The organism is Sinorhizobium fredii (genome assembly GCF_002944405.1).
GTDB lineage: Bacteria > Pseudomonadota > Alphaproteobacteria > Rhizobiales > Rhizobiaceae > Sinorhizobium > Sinorhizobium fredii_C.
This window is the reverse complement of record NZ_CP024307.1, coordinates 962,845-979,265: the sequence shown is the minus strand read 5'-3', so window position 1 is coordinate 979,265 and position 16,421 is coordinate 962,845. Positions and strand designations below refer to the sequence as shown.

Here is a 16,421-nt window from a genome sequence, read left to right as displayed (position 1 = left end):
TTCCGATTACTGTGCGGCGTTTGCGGCGACGTCAACGGTCTTGACCGCGCCGTCGGTGGACGCCATGAGCGCCTTGTTCGCTTCGCCGAGATTGGTTGAGGCGGCGGCGAGCCAGGCGTCGTATTTCTCCTGCGCAACCACGCGGAAGGCGATCGGCATATAGGCGTGATCCTTGCCGCAGAGCTCGGAACACTGGCCATAATAGAGACCTTCGCGGTCGGCCTTGAACCAGGTCTCGTTGAGGCGGCCCGGAACGGCGTCGATCTTCACGCCGAAGGCCGGCATGGCGAAGGCATGAATGACGTCGGCAGCCGTGACCAGAAGGCGGACGGTCTTGCCGACCGGCACGACGACTTCGTTGTCGACGGCGAGCAGACGCGGATAAGCGGCCTTGTCTTCCTTGCCGAGACCCGCGCGGTCTTCGTCCTTCAAAAGCAGGCTGTCGAAGGAGAGCGGATTCTCGCCGACCTCATATTCATAGGACCAGTACCACTGATTGCCGGTTGCCTTGACAGTCAGGTCCGGGTTCTGCGGCGGCGTGAGCTGCGCGGTGAGAAGCTGGAAGGACGGAACGGCCAGGAACAGCAGAATGATCACCGGACCGACGGTCCAGATCACTTCGATCGCGGTGTTGTGGCTGGTCCGCGACGGAACGGGATTGGCGCCCTCGCGGAATTTCACGACGACGATGATCAGCAGCAGGAGGACCAGGAGGGTAATCGGAATGATGAACCACAGGGTATATTGTTCAAACCACGTGATTTCTTCCATGATGCCCGTTGCGGCCGGCTGAAAGGTGGTCTGCCAGTCGACAGGCTTGTCAGCAAAGGCGCTCGAAGCAAAGAGCAGACAGGCAAGCGCTGCCAGAACTGCATAGGCCTTGTTTTTCACAATTACGTCTCCCCAATGCGCTTGATCAGGATCAAACCCGGAACGCAGAATCCCTGCGATACTGGAAGCGCTTCAAACCACAGTTTGACCAGCGCCGCAACATCTGTGCAATGAACCTCATGCGGCATTTTTGCACAAAGCCAAGATTTCCCGCCGCCGCCCTTCGCGCCGGATCAGAGATTGCGTCAGGGCGGCGATCCTCGCCTTGCCTACGCGCGCCCGTCACGGCGAAAACGTCCGGCGCGCCCGATGCGCTCGATATAGGCCCAATTTCGGCCATATGCCGCTGGAATGTAAGTGGCGGGGCTTTTCATTTATATCTCTGCGCATCAAGAATAGCCCGAATGATTCGACGTTTTGAGGTTTACATGGGCCTGTCCCTCTTCTCCCGGCTGCCCGCTTTGATCGCGCTCGGAATTGCCGCCTTCGTCTTTCCCGCCGCAAGCTTGGCCCAGCAGTCTGCTGCCACACCCGGGACCGTCAAGTCGAACCACGGCGCCTGGTCGATCGTCTGCGATCAGCCGGCCGGCGCCTCTGCCGAACAATGCGCGCTGATGCAGAACGTCATCGCCGAGGACCGGCCTGAAGTCGGGCTCTCGGTCGTCGTTCTCAAAACCGCCGACCGCAAGGCGAAGATCCTTCGCGTTCTGGCACCGCTCGGCGTGCTTCTGCCCAACGGCCTTGGCCTCAATGTCGACGGCAAGGACATTGGCCGCGCCTATTTCGTCCGCTGCTTTTCGGACGGCTGCTATGCCGAGGTGGTGCTCGAGGACGAGCTCCTGAAGACGATGCGCGCCGGCGGGACGGCAACCTTCATCGTCTTCCAGTCGCCGGAGGAAGGAATCGGCATTCCGGTCGACCTGAAGGGCTTCGGCGAAGGCTACGACGCGCTTCCGTAAAATCGCGAGTGCTTATCGAAATGAAAAGCCGCGCTCTTCCCGAGGCACGGCTTTCTTGTGAACTTGGCCGTCCGCCTGTGCGCGCTACAGGATCTCTGTCGCTGCGATCTTGATGCCGAAGCCTTCGAGGCCGACATAGTGGCGCTCGCGGGAGGACAGCAGTCGGATCGACGTGATGCCGAGATCCTTGAGGATCTGGGCGCCAAGGCCGATTTCCAGCCATTCGCTTTCGCGCGCCTGCGCTTCGGAATGGCCCTCGCGGTCATGCTTGCCCTTGCGCGCGGTCTGGGAGGCGCCGACGCCGACCGAGCCCTCGCGCAGGTAGACGATAACGCCCCTCCCCTCGCCCGCGATGCGCTTCATGACCTCGTCGATCTGGCGGCCATTGCCGAAGACGTCCGCGCCGACATTTTCGAGGTGAAGACGGACGGGAATGTCGACGCCGTCGCGAACGTCGCCGAAAACGACGGCAAGATGCTGCATCGGATCCCATGGCAGCGCATAGGTGTGCGCCTTCGCCTTGCCGTAGGCCGTCTCGATCTCGAAGCTATGGGCCTTTTCGATCAAGGTCTCCTTGCGCTGGCGGTAGGCGATGAGATCCGCAACGGAGACCTGCTTCAGGCCGTGCGTTTCGGCGAAGGTCTCCACCTGCGGGCCGCGCATCACCGTGCCGTCGTCGTTGACCAGTTCGCAAATGACGCCGATCGGCGGCAAACTGGCGAGCTTGCAGAGGTCGACTGCCGCCTCGGTATGGCCGGAGCGCATCAACACGCCGCCCTCACGCGCCACCAGCGGGAAGATATGGCCGGGCCGCACGAAATCCGTCGCTCCGACATTCGGATTGGCAAGGTTCCTGACCGTCAGGGTGCGGTCGTCGGCCGAAATGCCAGTCGTTGTCCCGTGCTTGAAGTCGACGGAAACCGTAAAGGCGGTGGTGTGGGCGGAGTCGTTCTCGGCGACCATCGCATTCAGGTTGAGGCGTTTCGCCTCGTCGCGCGGCATGGGCGCACAGACGATGCCCGAGGTGTGCCTGACGATGAAGGCCATCTTTTCAGGGGTGCAGTGCACGGCCGCGACGATCAGATCGCCTTCGTTTTCGCGCCCGCCGTCATCGGTAACGACGACGATCTCGCCGGCCTCGAAGGCGCGAATGGCCTCGACGACGCGCCTCTGGTCATAGGACATCTTTATTCTCTCCAGCAGATTATTTCAGCCGGCCGGTCTGGCCCCGGTCGCGCAGATAGTGATCGGCGATCGTGCAGGCAAGCATGGCCTCGCCGATCGGCACCGCCCTGATCCCGACACAAGGATCGTGCCGGCCCTTGGTGCGCACGTCCACCTCGTTGCCGTCGCTGTCGATCGAGCGGCGTTCGGTCAGGATGGAGGAGGTCGGCTTGATCGCGAAGCGAGCGACGATCGGCTGGCCGGTCGCGATACCGCCCAGAATGCCGCCGGCATGGTTGGAGAGATAGACGGGCTTGCCGTCGGAGCCGATGCGCATCTCGTCGGCGTTCTCCTCGCCGCTGAGCTCGGCGGTGGCAAAACCATCGCCGATCTCGACGGCCTTGACGGCGTTGATCGACATCAGGTTCGAGGCGATGTCCTGGTCCAGCTTGCCATAGATCGGCGCACCGATGCCGGACGGCACGCCTTCGGCGACGACCTCGACGACCGCGCCGATCGACGAGCCAGCCTTGCGGATGCCGTCGAGATATTCCTCCCAGACGGGAACGATGGCCGGATCCGGCGCAAAGAACGGATTGTTGTTGACCTCGGCCCAGTCCCAATTGGCCCGGTCGATCCGGTGCTTGCCGATCTGCACGAGCGCAGCGCGCACGACGAGGCCGGGCACGACCTTGCGGGCGATGCCGCCGGCCGCCACGCGCGCCGCCGTCTCGCGCGCCGAGGACCGGCCGCCGCCCCGATAGTCGCGAATGCCGTATTTGACGTCGTAGGTGTAATCGGCATGGCCGGGGCGGTAGCGCTTGGCGATCTCCGAGTAATCCTTCGAGCGCTGATCGGTGTTCTCGATCATCATCGAGATCGGCGTACCCGTCGAGATCATCGTCTCGCCGTCCTCGTCGAGCATCACGCCGGACAGGACCTTAACCAGATCATCTTCGCGGCGCTGGGTCACGAACCGGGACTGGCCGGGTTTCCGCTTGTCAAGCCAGGCCTGAATTTCGGCGAGCGTGAAGCGAATGCCGGGCGGGCATCCGTCGACGACGCAGCCGAGCGCCGCTCCGTGGCTCTCGCCCCAGGTGGTGACGCGGAAGAGATGACCGAAGGTATTGTGCGACATGACGGCTACCGTGCTCAGGACCCGAGAGATCGGACCGACCGACCCAATCCCTCCGGATCGATTCTAATCGAGTGAGAGCAGAACGCGAAAGACTTCGTATTTCCGTCCTGCTCAGACCGCGCGAAAGCGCGCGCCCTCTCTTAGTGTAAAGCACTCATTGGGGAAAGGGCTTCCGCTGTTGCGGGAGGACTTGCCGCAAGCCCGGATTTTCGGCTCCGATTCGCTTGGATTACGGTCTACGGTTGTCGCGGCCTGCCTGCCGCCCTGGAGTTCTCCGCGATCTTTCTTTGGAAAACCCGCTGCGACATCCTTCGGCAGGGCGTACAGCACCCGCGTTCCGGCCTTAGCGGCTTGAAATTCCCGTGGCCGGCGTTCACTCTTCCAGCCGCCGAAAACACTGTTCGGAATCAGCAGCTAAATCCTAAAAAACCATGGCAAAAAGAACTTTTGCCACAATCGGGGATCAAAGGGTGATGACGAGGAAATTCGCAGTTTCATGGAAGAGGGCAGGAAAGATGCGATTTGTCATTGCGACGCTCATGGCTACCGCAAGCTTGCTATCGCCGCTCTCGGTCCACGCGGAAAGCGCCGACGTCGAAGCCGTGATCACCAATATCGACACCGAGCAGCTGAGCCTCTCGCTCGACGACGGCAAGAGCTACCAGGCGCCCGAGGAATTCAACTTCGAGGGACTTGAGGCCGGCGTCAAGGTTCTCGTCTTCTACACCGAAGTGGACGGCAAACGCGTCATCAACGATCTGGAAATCGTTCAGTAGGCTGGCCCCAAGGGTCCGGCACGAACATTTGTGCGCGCATCCCGCCTAAAGCCAGTTGATCGAGCCGTCGACGATCTTCAGCAGCCGGTCCTGTGGAATCGCTGCTGCCGCTGCTTCATCCGGCTCCATTTCTCCGAGCAGCTTGAACAGGGTACGGATCACGCCTCCGTGGCTGACGCAGACGGTGGGCTTCCTCACATCCTTCAGCCAGGCACCGACGCGCCAGGAGAGGATTTCATAGCTTTCGGCATCCGCGCCGGGCGGGATAAAGTCCCATTTCGCCACCCGGCGTGCGGCAATGCGCTCCGGCACCCGGCGTTTCAATTCCGAAAGCGTGAAGCCCTCCCAGGCTCCGAAGGAGACCTCCTTCAGCCGCTCGTCGGTGCGGTAGATGAAAGGGTCGAGCCCCATGGCCCGCCTGAGGCGCTCCATGGTCTCACGCGTCCGGCCAAGCGGGCTGCTGACGAAATCGAAGCTGGCGGCATTCCGCCCGAGGATCTCTCCGAGGGCCACGCCATTGCCGGTCGCCTGCTGGCGGCCGGTCTCGTTGAGGGGAATATCCTTCTGCCCCTGTAGACGACTCTCGGCGTTCCAGTCCGTCTGGCCGTGGCGAACCATGTAGATCAGCACAGTGTTCACTCCGGATGAGGCCGCCGCCCGCCGCGTTGCGTGTCTTGCCAGGCGCGCGAAGGCCGCTCGCGCAACCGGACAGCTGCTCAAATCTTAGACCGAACTCGGTCCGAGGATTCAAGCAGTTGCACGCAAGAAGCGATCAGTCCTTCAGGACGGAAATGTCCGGAGCGTCGACCGCTTTCATGCCGACCGTATGATAACCGGAATCGACATGGTGCACCTCGCCGGTGACGCCGGTAGACAGGTTGGACAGGAGGTAGAGTGCCGAATTGCCAACCTCCTCGATTGAAACGGTGCGCTTCAGCGGCGCGTTGTATTCGTTCCACTTGAGGATATAGCGGAAGTCGCCGATGCCGGAGGCGGCGAGCGTCTTGATCGGGCCGGCCGAGATCGCATTGACGCGGATGCCGCGGTTGCCGAGATCGACGGCGAGATAACGCACGCTTGCCTCGAGCGCCGCCTTGGCGACGCCCATGACGTTGTAATGCGGCATCACCTTTTCGGCGCCGTAATAGGTCAGCGTCAGCATCGAGCCGCCATCGTTCATGATGCGCTCGGCACGCGCCGCAACGGCCGTGAAGGAGTAGACGGAAATATCCATCGTGCGGGCGAAGTTGTCGCGGCTCGTATCGAGGTAGCGGCCCGTCAGCTCGTCCTTGTCGGAGAAGGCGATCGCGTGCACGACGAAATCGATCTTGCCCCATTTCTCCTCAAGCGCCGAGAATACGCCGTCGATCGTGGCAAGGTCCGTCACGTCGCAATGACCGGCCATGAAGGCGCCGAGTTCCTGCGCCAGCGGCTCGACGCGCTTCTTCAGCGCGTCGCCCTGCCAGGTCAGCGCGATGTCAGCGCCCGCTTCCGACAGAGCCTTGGCGATGCCCCACGCAATCGAGCGATTGTTTGCGACGCCCATGATGACGCCGCGCTTGCCATTCATCAGACCCGATGCCTGAGCCATGGAATGTCCCCAATACTGTCTGCCTGGACCGGCCGGAGCCGATGCCAGATTCCCGAATGTCGATGGCGCCGTACTATGCCACCAATGGTGGATGCGGCAAAATGTCGAGAATTGCCTATGGCATAGCCGCCAGACCGGTTCAAGCGCGGTGCGGATCAGGAACTGTTAGTCCCCGTAATATTGGTTCAGCTTGTCATTGAACCGTTACAAATAGAGGCCGTCGCGCTGCGCCCGCATCAGGTCGGTGACCTTGTCGTCGGGCTTTTCATGCAGCACCAGCCGCAACTCGACAAGGAGGTCGCCGCTTTCGCCGTCGGCTCCCTTCAAACCCCTACCGGCTATCCGGATGACGCGGTCGGATCCCGACCATGCCGGAACCGTGACGGTCACGGCTCCGCTCGGCGTTTCGATTGCGGCCTCGCAGCCGAGGACCGCATCCTGGAGGTCGACCGGCAGGGTGGTCACGAGATCGAGGCCCTGGGTGCGGAAGGCGCCGTCCTGACGGATGCGCAGGGTCACGACGACGTCGCCACGGGTCATGCCGGCGACCCGGTAGCCCTGCTCCTTCAGGCGAACCACCTGGCCGTCGACCGCGCCAGGCGGAACTGCCAGCTTCACCGTTTCGCCGTCGGGAAGCTCCAGGGAGACACGCGCCCGGTTGATCACCTCGTCGATGCTGACCGGCAATTCGACAGCCAGATCCGGCACTTTCTCGGCCGTCTTCGTGATGCGGTCGCGGATGCGCCGGACGATCGCCGCAACCAGTTCCGTCCCGGGCGCCGCAAGCCGCCGGACCGCTGTATCCGTCCTTACCGGCTCCTGTGTCGTTTCGACGGGCGGCTCCGGCTTTGCCTCGGCGGCGGGAGCGACCTTCTCGGCGGGGCGCTGCGCCGAGGCCCTCGGCCTGTTGCCGGATGCCGGTTGTGGATCGACGCCGAAAATGCGCGATACCGCCTCCTCGGCGCTCTCCGCGCCGACCGGTTCCTCGACCTGCTCCGGACCGCGCATCTTCTCCTTCATCGCTTCCATGCGACGCAGTTCCGCCTCCCGCCGCGCGTGGTCGTAGCGGCTCCTGCGCGCCGGGTCCCGCAGCAGTTCGTAAGCCCGGCCGGCTTCGGCAAAGCGTTCGGTCGCCAGCGGATCGTCCTGGTTGTGATCCGGATGGATCGCTTTCGCGACCGACCGCCAGGCGGCCTTGATTTCGTCCTGTCCAGCGCCGCGACGCACGCCGAGGATTGCATAGGGATCACGCATGGCTTGTCACCACATTCTTTGAACGGCCAGCCCTTGGCGGCGGCGCGTCTACGCACTACGACGGCAGCTCAAGATGGGCCGCTCTTCTCGGAAGCGATGATCCGGGGAAGTTGCTAAATATCGGTTAGCCGACCTATCGCCCCGCAGGCGGTTGCGGGCCGCTCGGGCCGCAGTCCCGCGTCTTTGCGGGGATGTGGTTAACCGAGGATTTCAGCCCTGCGGGCCGAAGCTCGTCAGATACCACTCGCCATTGTCGAGCTGGCAGGTCCGCCCATCGAACTTGGCAATGCCTTCGAAGGAGTGGCGCGTGGTGGTGAAGCGGCGGCAGAGCACGCCGGAGGCGCGGTCTTCCTCGATGCTGCTGATGACCCCGGCGCTGCCCGACGAGGCATTCGCCCAGGGAATGGCGTTGCTGCTCGCAGTAATATCGGCCGAGGAAACCGCATTGCGCACGGCGACCGCGTCCGAGAGACCGTCGGACGTCTTGGCGACCGGCACGGTCCCGGTCGCGACCGAACGATCGACGCTCGAACTTCCGAAGAGATCAAGACCACCGCCCATGCAGCCCGGAAGCGCCAAGACGGTCAGGCACAAAGCCGCACTGCGCAGCAGCGCAATGGAAAAACCCTTCTTGCCATCGATCCACTTTGCTATGTCTTGCACGGCAATCCTGTCTGACTCGCCAGAGCCGAGCGCAGCCCGAGGAAGCGCTGGCGGGCTCCGACATTTTTCGATGCGGAAACGACAATCGGGCTCATCCCGACGCGCTCCCGCGCCAGATACACGGCATAGGAAGGCAATATGACGGCGAATGAGTTAACAACCGGTGACTTCACGGAGGCAGACGAGCCCTTTTCCCTCTTTGGCACATGGCTGAAGGACGCCGAGAAGAGCGAGGTGAATGACCCCAACGCGGTCGCCCTTGCGACCGTCGATCCCGATGGACTGCCCAATGTCCGCATGGTGCTGCTCAAGGGGTTCGACGAACGCGGCTTTGTCTTTTACACGAATTTCGAGAGTCAGAAAGGCCGCGAATTGCTGGCGACCCGCAAGGCCGCCATGTGTTTCCACTGGAAATCGCTGCGCCGCCAGGTGCGCCTGCGCGGGCCGGTGGAAATCGTCACCGATGAAGAGGCGGACGAATATTTCAGGAGTCGGCCGCGCGGCAGCCGCATCGGCGCCTGGGCCTCGAAGCAGTCCCGACCGCTCGAGAGCCGCTTCGCGCTCGAGAAGGCCGTCGCCGAATTCACCGCCCGTCACGCCATCGGCGAAATCCCGCGTCCGGATTACTGGTCGGGTTTCCGCATCCGGCCGACCTCGATCGAGTTCTGGCATGACCGTCCATTCCGACTGCACGACCGCATGGAGTTCCGCCGCCCCCTCCCGGAAGGAGGGTGGGAAAAGCTTCGGATGTATCCCTGACGGGAAGCCGCGACCTGTCGCCAGGCTACAGCGCCGCGCGTCCAAGTGGACGCGCCAAGATCGCTGTAGCACTTTGAACTGCTGCATGAGTCCTGAAATCGATTCCGATTTCAGGACTCATGCAGCAGCCGGAACAGAATGCCGGAGGCGAGCGCAGCGACATAGCGTTCGCTCTGGAAGTGACCGTTCAGCGAGATCCGCGGCATTGCATGAAGATTGACGCCGGCAAAGAGCGTGCCCGGTTCGGTCGTCACGCCAACGGTGAAGCCTAGATCCGCGGCCAGCCGGTGATCCCGCTTCGAAACCGTCGGCCCGTAGCCATAGGGATAGGCGACGGTCAGCGGCGGCCTGCCGGTGATCGCCTCGACCCGTGCGGCGGATGTGGCGATTTCCCGGCGGGCCTCCTCGTCATCGAGCCGCGCCAGCGCGCGATGGCTGACCGTATGCGCGCCGAGGCTGGCGAGCGGGCTTGCGACCAAGGCGCGAAGACCGCTCTCGTCGAGCGTCAGTCGCTCGGTGATGGCGAGGGGATCGATGCCCTGCGCCAGCGCAGCTCGGTTCAGCGCCGCCACGGCGCTCGCCTCGTCGGTTCTATGGATAAAGGCGGCGATGCGATCGAAAGCCGCTTGCTTCTGCACAAGCGTGCCGCTCGAGAGCGGCACCGCACCATCGCCGAAGTCGAAGCGGAACTCGCGGCTGGGCGACAGCAGCTCGGCGAGCGTTTCCCACCACAGCGTGTGGCTGCGATCGACATAGCCTGCCGTGACGAAGACGGTGAAGGGAACGGCGTGCCGTTCGAATACGGGCAGCGCCCATTCGAGATTGTTGCGGTAGCCGTCGTCGAGCGTGAAGCAAGCGAAGGGCCGATCGCCGGTCGAGGCGAGACATGCCGGCAGATCTTCGAGAGCGACGAAACGGTAACCGCCGCGCTTCAATGTCACGATCGTCTTTTCGAGGAACGCCGGGGTGATTTCCAGATGCGCGTTGGGATCAAAGTTTCGATGTTCCCTGGGGCGGACATGATGCAAGGTAAAGACGGCACCGCGGCCGCGGGCCTCGCCCATCAGACCGGCGCGCGCAAGGAGATGTGCGGCCTCGAGCCCGCCGGCAATTGCGGCCCGCCGCAAATGGTTGCGGACGATCTTCGCGACCAACTGTCTCATCCTTCTCCGCTGTGCCGCACCGGCTTCGCGAGACGCCGCTGAACCCGCCCCGCAGCACTTTGCCGAAGCTTTACGCCACCTCTGTTAAGCCTTGCTGAATCGGCCGGCGCTGCCATTGAAAGTCGGGGCAAACCTTAAAAAGGGGCTGCGCTTATCGATTTTCGGCCTTAATGTTACGACAAATCCACGTCGGCCACGTCCTGACACTTCGCGCGCCAGAAGCCACGCGGTTCAAGGGGGAATCATGAAGAACTTGCAATTTGCCTTGGCGGCGATCGTTGCATTCGTCGCTGCCACCGGATCGGCTTTCGCGGGTAGCGCGTCCCTCGTCATCGACGCCCGCAGCGGCAGGGTTCTTTCCGCCGAAAATGCGGATGAGTTGAACTATCCGGCATCGCTGACGAAGATGATGACGCTGTACATGACCTTCGAGGCCTTGCATCGGGGGGAGATCGGTTGGCAGACCCCGGTACCGATGTCGAAGGAAGCGGCGCGCAAGCCGCCGACCAAGCTTGGCCTCAAGCCCGGCGACGCCATCACCGTCGAGCAGGCCGTCTACGGCATGATCGTCCATTCCGCCAATGATGCCGCTGCGGCGATGGCGGAGAAACTCGGCGGCTCCGAAGCCGCCTTTGCCCAGATGATGACGGCGAAGGCGCGCCGGCTCGGCATGACGCGCACCGTCTTCGTCAACGCATCCGGCCTGCCTGCGAGCCAGCAGGTGACGACGGCGCGCGACATGGCAAGACTCGGCATGGCGCTGATCCGGGACTTTCCGCAGGAGTATCGGCTCTTCTCGGCGCAGAGCTTCAATTTCCGCGGCCGGGTGATCCGGGGCCACAACAGGCTGATGTATCGTTACGACGGCATGGACGGAATCAAGACCGGCTATACCAACGCTTCCGGATTCAATCTGGTCAGCGCCGTCAGAGACGGCAACCGCCGTGTCATCGGCGTCGTGCTCGGCGGACGCACGGCGAAAAGCCGCGACAACAAGATGGCGGCGCTGCTCGATCAACACCTGGGCAGGGCGTCCCAGTCTGGCAGCGGATCGGCGATGGCCGCGGCTAAGCCGCTCGACACGGTCGAGGTCGCGACCTTGCCCGGCGTGTCTCTCTATTCCGAACCCACTCGGGCCGGAAAGAAAGCGAGCGCAGCTCTCATGGCGGCCTCGCCCGCAGCTGTGGTTCCGGCTGATCGGCCAACCGAAATCGAGGTGGTCGCGCGCAGCGAGGCGAAGGCGGCTGCCTACTGGCAGATCCAGATTTCGACGTCACCCACGGCAGAAGCCGCGCGCAGAATTCTCGTCGAGGCACAGTCGGCCGGCGGTGCGGCCCTGCTCGGCGCCTCGCCGCATACGGATGTGGACGGCAGCGGCTCCGGGAAGCGCTACCGCTCCCGCTTCATCGGCTTCCCCAGCCGGGAGGCGGCCGACTCGGCCTGCACCATCCTCAAGAAACGGTCCTACGACTGCCTGCTGCTTCCCGGCCGCAGCTAAGATCGGGACGCGTTTTCCAGGCGATGCGCACAGCCATCGGCAGCGCTCGAGGGCTGCAAAAGCAGCCCCGCCGCAAGGGAACGGAAAGCCTCCACGGCTTTCGGCAGCACATCCGGTGGGTTGTCGCTTGCCGCGACCCAGAGAGCAGCATTGAGCGCGGCACCACTGAGAAGCCGGGCTGATGCTTCCGCGTCAAGCGGCTTGACGATGCCCCGCGCAATGAGGAGTTCCACAGCTCTTTTCGTTACTTGCAGGCAACTGTTCTGGCTGGGCCATTGCGAGGGATCACCCAACACCGCGGGTCCATCGAGAAGAACAATGCGTTGCACTTCTGGATCAAGCGCCATCTCTATATAGGCCGCGCCCTCGGCCAATAGTCTCAGCCAATCGTTGCCCTCGCGTGCGCCGATCTCCTGCGCGCGCGACGCCATCTCCGAGTCGATTTGCTCGACAACCGCCGCAAGCAGCCCTCGCTTGTCCCCGAAGTTGTGGTAGAGCGCACCGCGCGTCAAACCTGCCTCGGCGGTCAAATCGTCCATCGATGCCGCGGAATATCCCTTTTCCGCGAAGGCCTTTCTTGCAGCCCCGATCAACTTGACCCGGTTCTCCTCCATCGTTTCGCTGCGTCGTTTCGCCATTTCAAACTCACAATTTCACATACGACTCGTACATAGACTTGACATACGGTGCGTATTTGGATATTTCACATACGTACCGTATACCAATGTGGCGCCGGCTTGTGAAGCATGAACGCGCTCATCGGTTCTCTCTAGATCATCCCAAAGGAAATCAGAATGACCCAGCGCGAAGCAATCTTTCCTGCAGACAGGCACGCACTCTATGAGGAGCACGGCTATTCCGCCGCCATTCGATCCGGCGATCTCGTGTTCGTTTCCGGGCAGGTCGGCAGCCGTCCTGATGGAACTCCCGAACCCGACTTCAGGCGCCAGGTCCAACTGGCATTCGAAAATCTCAAGGCAACACTGAGCGCAGCGGGTTGCACGATGGATGATATCGTCGACGTGACGACCTTCCACACCGATCCCGAAAACCAGTTCGGAACCATCATGGAGGTCAAGCAACAGGTTTTCAGCAAGCCGCCGTACCCAAATTGGACTGCGCTCGGGGTGACCTGGCTCGCAGGCTTCGACTTCGAGATAAAGGTCATCGCCCGTATTCCCGCAAATACCTGACAGGATATCCGCGCTCTTCTGTCGGGCCCTCAAAATCGGCGAACGTAGAATATCGTATCGACGCCCATCACCGGAAAGCTCGCCGGCAGATCTTGCCTGGCGATTTCGACAAAGCCGTTCCTTTCGTAGAACCGATGGGCGGCGAGGAACTTCTCGGTCGTGCCGAGATAGATCGCCGTTAACTGCCGCCGTTCGGCATGGGCGAGGAGGGTATCGAGCAGGCGAGTGGCGGTGCCGTATTCGCGCCCGCGAAAGTCGGACGCGACGAACATCTTGCGCAGGGCCGCCTCGGCGCCTCCGATATCCTTGAGCGCAATCGTGCCGACGATCCGCTCGCCGACGGCTGCAACCCAGAAGTCTCCGTCGCCGCTCTGGTAGAATGCGGGAATTGCCCGAAGATCGGGCTGATCTTCGGCGGTGATGGGAATGCCGAATTCCTCGCGCTGGATCGGTAGGATGACGTCGATGACGCCCTGCTCGTCTGCCGCCAAAAAACGCCGGACTTCCAGAGCATCTCCCGACTGACCCGCCATCTCGACTTGCCTATGCCTGAGTGCCGCCGACGGTGATCTGATCCATCCTGAGATGCGGCTGGCCGACGCCGACGGGCACCCATTGGCCCGCCTTGCCGCAGTTGCCGATACCGGTGTCGAGCTTCGTGTCGTTGCCGACCATTGTTACCCGCTTCATCGCATCCGGTCCATTACCGATCAGCATGGCGCCCTTGACCGGCGCGCCGACCTTGCCGTTCTCGATCAAATAGGCCTCGGTGCAGCCGAACACGAACTTGCCCGAGGTGATGTCCACCTGGCCGCCGCCGAAGGAAACGGCATAGATACCCTTCTTCACCGAGGCGATGATTTCAGCGGGCGTGCGATCGCCGGCAAGCATATAGGTGTTGGTCATGCGCGGCATCGGCACATGGGCGTAGCCCTGGCGGCGGCCGTTGCCGGTCGGTTTCATGCCCATCAGCCGGGCATTCTGCCGGTCCTGCATGTAGCCGACCAGCTTGCCGTCCTCGATCAGCACGTTGTAGCCGGAGGGCGTGCCCTCGTCGTCGATCGAGATCGAGCCGCGCCGCGCCTCGATCGTGCCGTCATCGACGACGGTGACGCCCTTGGCCGCCACCTGCTCGCCGAGCAGCCCGGCGAAGGCGGAGGTCTTCTTCCGGTTGAAATCGCCTTCCAGGCCGTGGCCGACCGCTTCGTGCAGCATCACGCCCGGCCAGCCGGAAGCGAGCACCACGTCCATAGTTCCTGCCGGCGCATCGATTGCCTCGAGGTTGACGAGCGCCTGCCGCAACGCCTCGTCGGCACCCTTTTTCCAGTTCTCTTCGGTGATGAAGTCGCCGAAGCCGCGCCTGCCGCCGATGCCGAAGCTACCGGATTCCTGCCTTTCGCCCTCGCCGACCACGACCGAGATGTTGATGCGGGTCATCGGCCGCACGTCGTGAACACGATGCCCGTCCGACCTCAAGATGTCCACCACTTGCCAGCTTGCGGCGACCGTCGCCGTCACCTGCCTGACCTTGGGGTCCTTGGCTCGCAGATAGGCGTCGATGTCCTGGAGCAGGCTCACCTTCGTCTCGAAACTCGGTTCGCCGATCGGATTTTCATCGCCATAGAGCTTCTTGTTGGTGCGCTGCGGGGCAGCGGCGTAGGAGCCGGAATAGCCGCGGGTCACCTGCCCGACCGCGTCCGCGGCCCTTTTCAACGCGGCAAGCGACAATTCCCCGGCATGGGCGTAACCGACCGCTTCGCCGGCGACGGCGCGCAGGCCGAAACCCTGGTCGGTGTTGAAGCTGCCACCCTTCAGGCGGCCATTGTCGAAGGAGAGCACCTCCGCCTGCGCATGCTCGAGGAAGAGTTCGCCGTCGTCGGCGCCGGCAAGCGTCTCGGAGAGAACCTTGCGGACCGCCGCCTCGTCCGCATCGAAGAGGCTTATGAGGTTGGTGTCCATCGTTCTGCTCCGCGTCGTGAAGGGTTCCTTCCATTTAGGAAGCCCGGCGCCGCAAGCCAAGAAAAATCGGTCAGGAGAGATCGGCGTTCCAGCCTTCCAGCAGATTGACCTCTGCCACGCCAGTGAAACGGGCGATCCGGTCGAGTTCGGCCATCAGCTTGTCAATGCGGCCCGACGCCGGCTTGACGCCTTGTTCGAGCCACAGGCGCTTGACGTCGAGGCTGCCGCGCTTGCGGTCGGCCTTCATGTCGATCCGGCCGATCAGCCGATCGCCTTCGAGAAGCGGAAAGACATAATAGCCATATTCGCGCTTCGCCTCGGGAACGAAGACTTCGATGCGGTAGAAGAAACCGAAAAGTCGCTCGGTGCGGTTCCGGTCGCGCAGCAAGGGGTCGAAGGGGCTCAACACGCGAATGCGCGCCGGCGGATCGGGCACATCGGCGAGAATGTCCGGAAAGCCGGCAAAGGCATAGGACAGCCGTGGCTTGCCGCCATTGGCAGGCTCGATGACGATTTCGTCAAGCTCGCCGCGATGTTCGGCGACCCAGGCCTTCGCTTCCTCGGGCGAGACGAGATCCCAAAAGGCGGCAATCTCCCCGTGCGTGGCAAAACCGAGGCGTTCGAGGGCGCTGCGGCAGGCCCAGTCGACGAACTCCGGATGGCTCACATCGCCGTCGTAGTGATGCGCCGGGATCACCCGCTCGGTGAGATCATAGACCTTCTGGAAATTGACGCGGCGGGCGATCGCCAGCCGGCCCTGGCGCCAGAGCACCTCGAGCGCTGTCTTCGACGGGTGCCAGTTCCACCAGCCGCCCGATTCGTGATGATCCTCCTTCAGCTCGCGCGCCATGACGGCGCCGCCGCTGGCGATCCGCTCATAGGTTTCGTCGCAACCCGCATCGAAGCCGTCGCCGCGCCATTTGCGCCAACGCTCGCTGAGCGTTTCGCTCTCCCATTTGAAGCGATGCTTCCAATAGACAAAGAAGGCGCTCGGAATGATCGAAGCATCATGAGTCCAGTGCTCAAAGAGCTCGCCATCCTCTTCCAGCAATTCGCTCAGATGCTCGCGGCGATAGGTCTGGTTGCGTGAAAACAGGATCTGATGATGGGCGCGCTCGACGGTGCCGATGCTATCAACCTGCACGAAGCCGATATCGCGGATCAGCCGCAGGAGACCGTCCTTGCCGAGCGCGCGATGCGGCGCGGCAGAGAGGCGCTGCTTGAAAAGGAAGATGCGCCGGGCATCGCGGTTGGAGAGGCGAATCGTCATGGGCAAGAGGATAGGCTTTTATTCCCATAATTCAAATACAGTTCCACCATAAAGCAATCGGGCAAAGGCTGCATTGCCCTTGCCGATCGAGTTGCCCTATACAGCGCCGCACGTCTTTTCAGACGCGCAAAGGACGCTGTAACACTTTAAACCTACGCATCGTGCTTCCCGAAAAATCGATGCCGATTTTCGGGCGATGCGCT

The 16,421-nt window shown here is 62.7% G+C and carries 17 protein-coding genes; 5 read left to right on the top strand and 12 right to left on the bottom strand.

Annotation, left to right across the window (positions count from 1 at the left end; all coding sequences use genetic code 11):
* Positions 1 to 6: 6 nt before the first annotated feature.
* On the bottom strand, positions 7 to 891 hold the full coding sequence (gene coxB, locus NXT3_RS04650; RefSeq protein ID WP_104838864.1) for a cytochrome c oxidase subunit II: 885 nt from the start codon (positions 889 to 891) through the stop codon (positions 7 to 9).
* 368 nt (positions 892 to 1,259) lie between these two features.
* Between coxB and NXT3_RS04645 the strand changes: the two genes are divergently transcribed.
* Positions 1,260 to 1,790, top strand: a complete 531-nt coding sequence (locus NXT3_RS04645; protein ID WP_037413395.1) for an invasion associated locus B family protein — start codon at positions 1,260 to 1,262, stop codon at positions 1,788 to 1,790.
* 84 nt (positions 1,791 to 1,874) lie between these two features.
* Here NXT3_RS04645 and ribB read toward each other — a convergent pair whose 3' ends face one another.
* Together ribB and aroC are read right to left on the bottom strand one after the other, a co-directional pair.
* The gene (ribB, locus tag NXT3_RS04640; RefSeq protein ID WP_104838863.1) at positions 1,875 to 2,975 is read right to left on the bottom strand and encodes a 3,4-dihydroxy-2-butanone-4-phosphate synthase; all 1,101 of its coding nucleotides are present in this window, start codon (positions 2,973 to 2,975) and stop codon (positions 1,875 to 1,877) included.
* Between the two features lie 19 nt (positions 2,976 to 2,994).
* A complete protein-coding gene (gene aroC / locus NXT3_RS04635; protein WP_037413392.1) occupies positions 2,995 to 4,092 on the bottom strand; it encodes a chorismate synthase in 1,098 nt (365 codons plus the stop codon).
* A gap of 515 nt (positions 4,093 to 4,607) precedes the next feature.
* Between aroC and NXT3_RS04630 the strand changes: the two genes are divergently transcribed.
* Positions 4,608 to 4,868 carry a DUF1344 domain-containing protein gene (locus tag NXT3_RS04630; RefSeq protein WP_012707100.1) on the top strand — a complete coding sequence of 87 codons (261 nt, stop codon included), beginning with the start codon at positions 4,608 to 4,610 and terminating at the stop codon, positions 4,866 to 4,868.
* 45 nt (positions 4,869 to 4,913) lie between these two features.
* Here NXT3_RS04630 and NXT3_RS04625 read toward each other — a convergent pair whose 3' ends face one another.
* The 4 genes from NXT3_RS04625 to NXT3_RS04610 all read right to left on the bottom strand — a co-directional run bounded on the left by NXT3_RS04625 (position 4,914) and on the right by NXT3_RS04610 (position 8,376).
* On the bottom strand, positions 4,914 to 5,498 hold the full coding sequence (locus NXT3_RS04625) for a histidine phosphatase family protein (protein WP_037413391.1): 585 nt from the start codon (positions 5,496 to 5,498) through the stop codon (positions 4,914 to 4,916).
* Positions 5,499 to 5,640: 142 nt separating this feature from the next.
* Positions 5,641 to 6,459 carry an enoyl-ACP reductase FabI gene (fabI, locus tag NXT3_RS04620; RefSeq protein WP_037379294.1) on the bottom strand — a complete coding sequence of 273 codons (819 nt, stop codon included), beginning with the start codon at positions 6,457 to 6,459 and terminating at the stop codon, positions 5,641 to 5,643.
* Positions 6,460 to 6,663: 204 nt separating this feature from the next.
* Positions 6,664 to 7,713, bottom strand: coding sequence for a DnaJ C-terminal domain-containing protein (locus NXT3_RS04615; protein WP_104838862.1), 1,050 nt, complete (start codon positions 7,711 to 7,713; stop codon positions 6,664 to 6,666).
* 210 nt (positions 7,714 to 7,923) lie between these two features.
* Positions 7,924 to 8,376, bottom strand: a complete 453-nt coding sequence (locus tag NXT3_RS04610; protein ID WP_037413388.1) for an RT0821/Lpp0805 family surface protein — start codon at positions 8,374 to 8,376, stop codon at positions 7,924 to 7,926.
* Between the two features lie 138 nt (positions 8,377 to 8,514).
* Here NXT3_RS04610 and pdxH point away from each other — a divergent pair, with 138 nt between their 5' ends.
* On the top strand, positions 8,515 to 9,135 hold the full coding sequence (gene pdxH, locus NXT3_RS04605) for a pyridoxamine 5'-phosphate oxidase (RefSeq protein WP_104838861.1): 621 nt from the start codon (positions 8,515 to 8,517) through the stop codon (positions 9,133 to 9,135).
* Between the two features lie 110 nt (positions 9,136 to 9,245).
* Here pdxH and NXT3_RS04600 read toward each other — a convergent pair whose 3' ends face one another.
* Positions 9,246 to 10,298: a polysaccharide deacetylase family protein gene (locus NXT3_RS04600; protein WP_104838860.1), complete on the bottom strand. Its 1,053-nt coding sequence runs from the start codon at positions 10,296 to 10,298 to the stop codon at positions 9,246 to 9,248.
* Positions 10,299 to 10,542: 244 nt separating this feature from the next.
* Here NXT3_RS04600 and NXT3_RS04595 point away from each other — a divergent pair, with 244 nt between their 5' ends.
* Positions 10,543 to 11,796, top strand: a complete 1,254-nt coding sequence (locus NXT3_RS04595) for a D-alanyl-D-alanine carboxypeptidase family protein (protein ID WP_097526293.1) — start codon at positions 10,543 to 10,545, stop codon at positions 11,794 to 11,796.
* On the opposite strand, the gene NXT3_RS04590 is transcribed toward NXT3_RS04595, so the two are convergent.
* Complete coding sequence (locus NXT3_RS04590) at positions 11,793 to 12,434, bottom strand: TetR/AcrR family transcriptional regulator (protein WP_037413381.1); 642 nt, start codon at positions 12,432 to 12,434, stop codon at positions 11,793 to 11,795. The genes NXT3_RS04595 and NXT3_RS04590 overlap by 4 nt on opposite strands.
* A 156-nt stretch (positions 12,435 to 12,590) precedes the next feature.
* Between NXT3_RS04590 and NXT3_RS04585 the strand changes: the two genes are divergently transcribed.
* The gene (locus NXT3_RS04585) at positions 12,591 to 12,989 is read left to right on the top strand and encodes a RidA family protein (protein WP_037413380.1); all 399 of its coding nucleotides are present in this window, start codon (positions 12,591 to 12,593) and stop codon (positions 12,987 to 12,989) included.
* 29 nt (positions 12,990 to 13,018) lie between these two features.
* On the opposite strand, the gene NXT3_RS04580 is transcribed toward NXT3_RS04585, so the two are convergent.
* The 3 genes from NXT3_RS04580 to NXT3_RS04570 form a co-directional block, all read right to left on the bottom strand.
* A complete protein-coding gene (locus NXT3_RS04580) occupies positions 13,019 to 13,522 on the bottom strand; it encodes a GNAT family N-acetyltransferase (RefSeq protein WP_104838859.1) in 504 nt (167 codons plus the stop codon).
* 10 nt (positions 13,523 to 13,532) lie between these two features.
* Positions 13,533 to 14,948, bottom strand: coding sequence for a metalloprotease TldD (tldD, locus tag NXT3_RS04575; protein WP_037413378.1), 1,416 nt, complete (start codon positions 14,946 to 14,948; stop codon positions 13,533 to 13,535).
* Between the two features lie 70 nt (positions 14,949 to 15,018).
* Entirely contained in the window at positions 15,019 to 16,218 is a 1,200-nt protein-coding gene (locus NXT3_RS04570; protein WP_097526295.1) for a winged helix-turn-helix domain-containing protein, read from the bottom strand.
* Positions 16,219 to 16,421: the final 203 nt, after the last annotated feature.

Bases quoted from the DNA above. Each gene is read 5' to 3' on its own strand.
- pdxH (WP_104838861.1), top strand. From the start codon at position 8,515: ATGACGGCGAATGAGTTAACAACCGGTGACTTCACGGAGGCAGACGAG.
- NXT3_RS04615 (WP_104838862.1), bottom strand. From the start codon at position 7,713: ATGCGTGATCCCTATGCAATCCTCGGCGTGCGTCGCGGCGCTGGACAG.
- ribB (WP_104838863.1), bottom strand. From the start codon at position 2,975: ATGTCCTATGACCAGAGGCGCGTCGTCGAGGCCATTCGCGCCTTCGAG.
- NXT3_RS04600 (WP_104838860.1), bottom strand. From the start codon at position 10,298: ATGAGACAGTTGGTCGCGAAGATCGTCCGCAACCATTTGCGGCGGGCC.
- NXT3_RS04570 (WP_097526295.1), bottom strand. From the start codon at position 16,218: ATGACGATTCGCCTCTCCAACCGCGATGCCCGGCGCATCTTCCTTTTC.
- aroC (WP_037413392.1), bottom strand. From the start codon at position 4,092: ATGTCGCACAATACCTTCGGTCATCTCTTCCGCGTCACCACCTGGGGC.
- tldD (WP_037413378.1), bottom strand. From the start codon at position 14,948: ATGGACACCAACCTCATAAGCCTCTTCGATGCGGACGAGGCGGCGGTC.
- NXT3_RS04580 (WP_104838859.1), bottom strand. From the start codon at position 13,522: ATGGCGGGTCAGTCGGGAGATGCTCTGGAAGTCCGGCGTTTTTTGGCG.
- NXT3_RS04645 (WP_037413395.1), top strand. From the start codon at position 1,260: ATGGGCCTGTCCCTCTTCTCCCGGCTGCCCGCTTTGATCGCGCTCGGA.
- NXT3_RS04630 (WP_012707100.1), top strand. From the start codon at position 4,608: ATGCGATTTGTCATTGCGACGCTCATGGCTACCGCAAGCTTGCTATCG.
- NXT3_RS04595 (WP_097526293.1), top strand. From the start codon at position 10,543: ATGAAGAACTTGCAATTTGCCTTGGCGGCGATCGTTGCATTCGTCGCT.
- NXT3_RS04590 (WP_037413381.1), bottom strand. From the start codon at position 12,434: ATGGCGAAACGACGCAGCGAAACGATGGAGGAGAACCGGGTCAAGTTG.
- NXT3_RS04585 (WP_037413380.1), top strand. From the start codon at position 12,591: ATGACCCAGCGCGAAGCAATCTTTCCTGCAGACAGGCACGCACTCTAT.
- fabI (WP_037379294.1), bottom strand. From the start codon at position 6,459: ATGGCTCAGGCATCGGGTCTGATGAATGGCAAGCGCGGCGTCATCATG.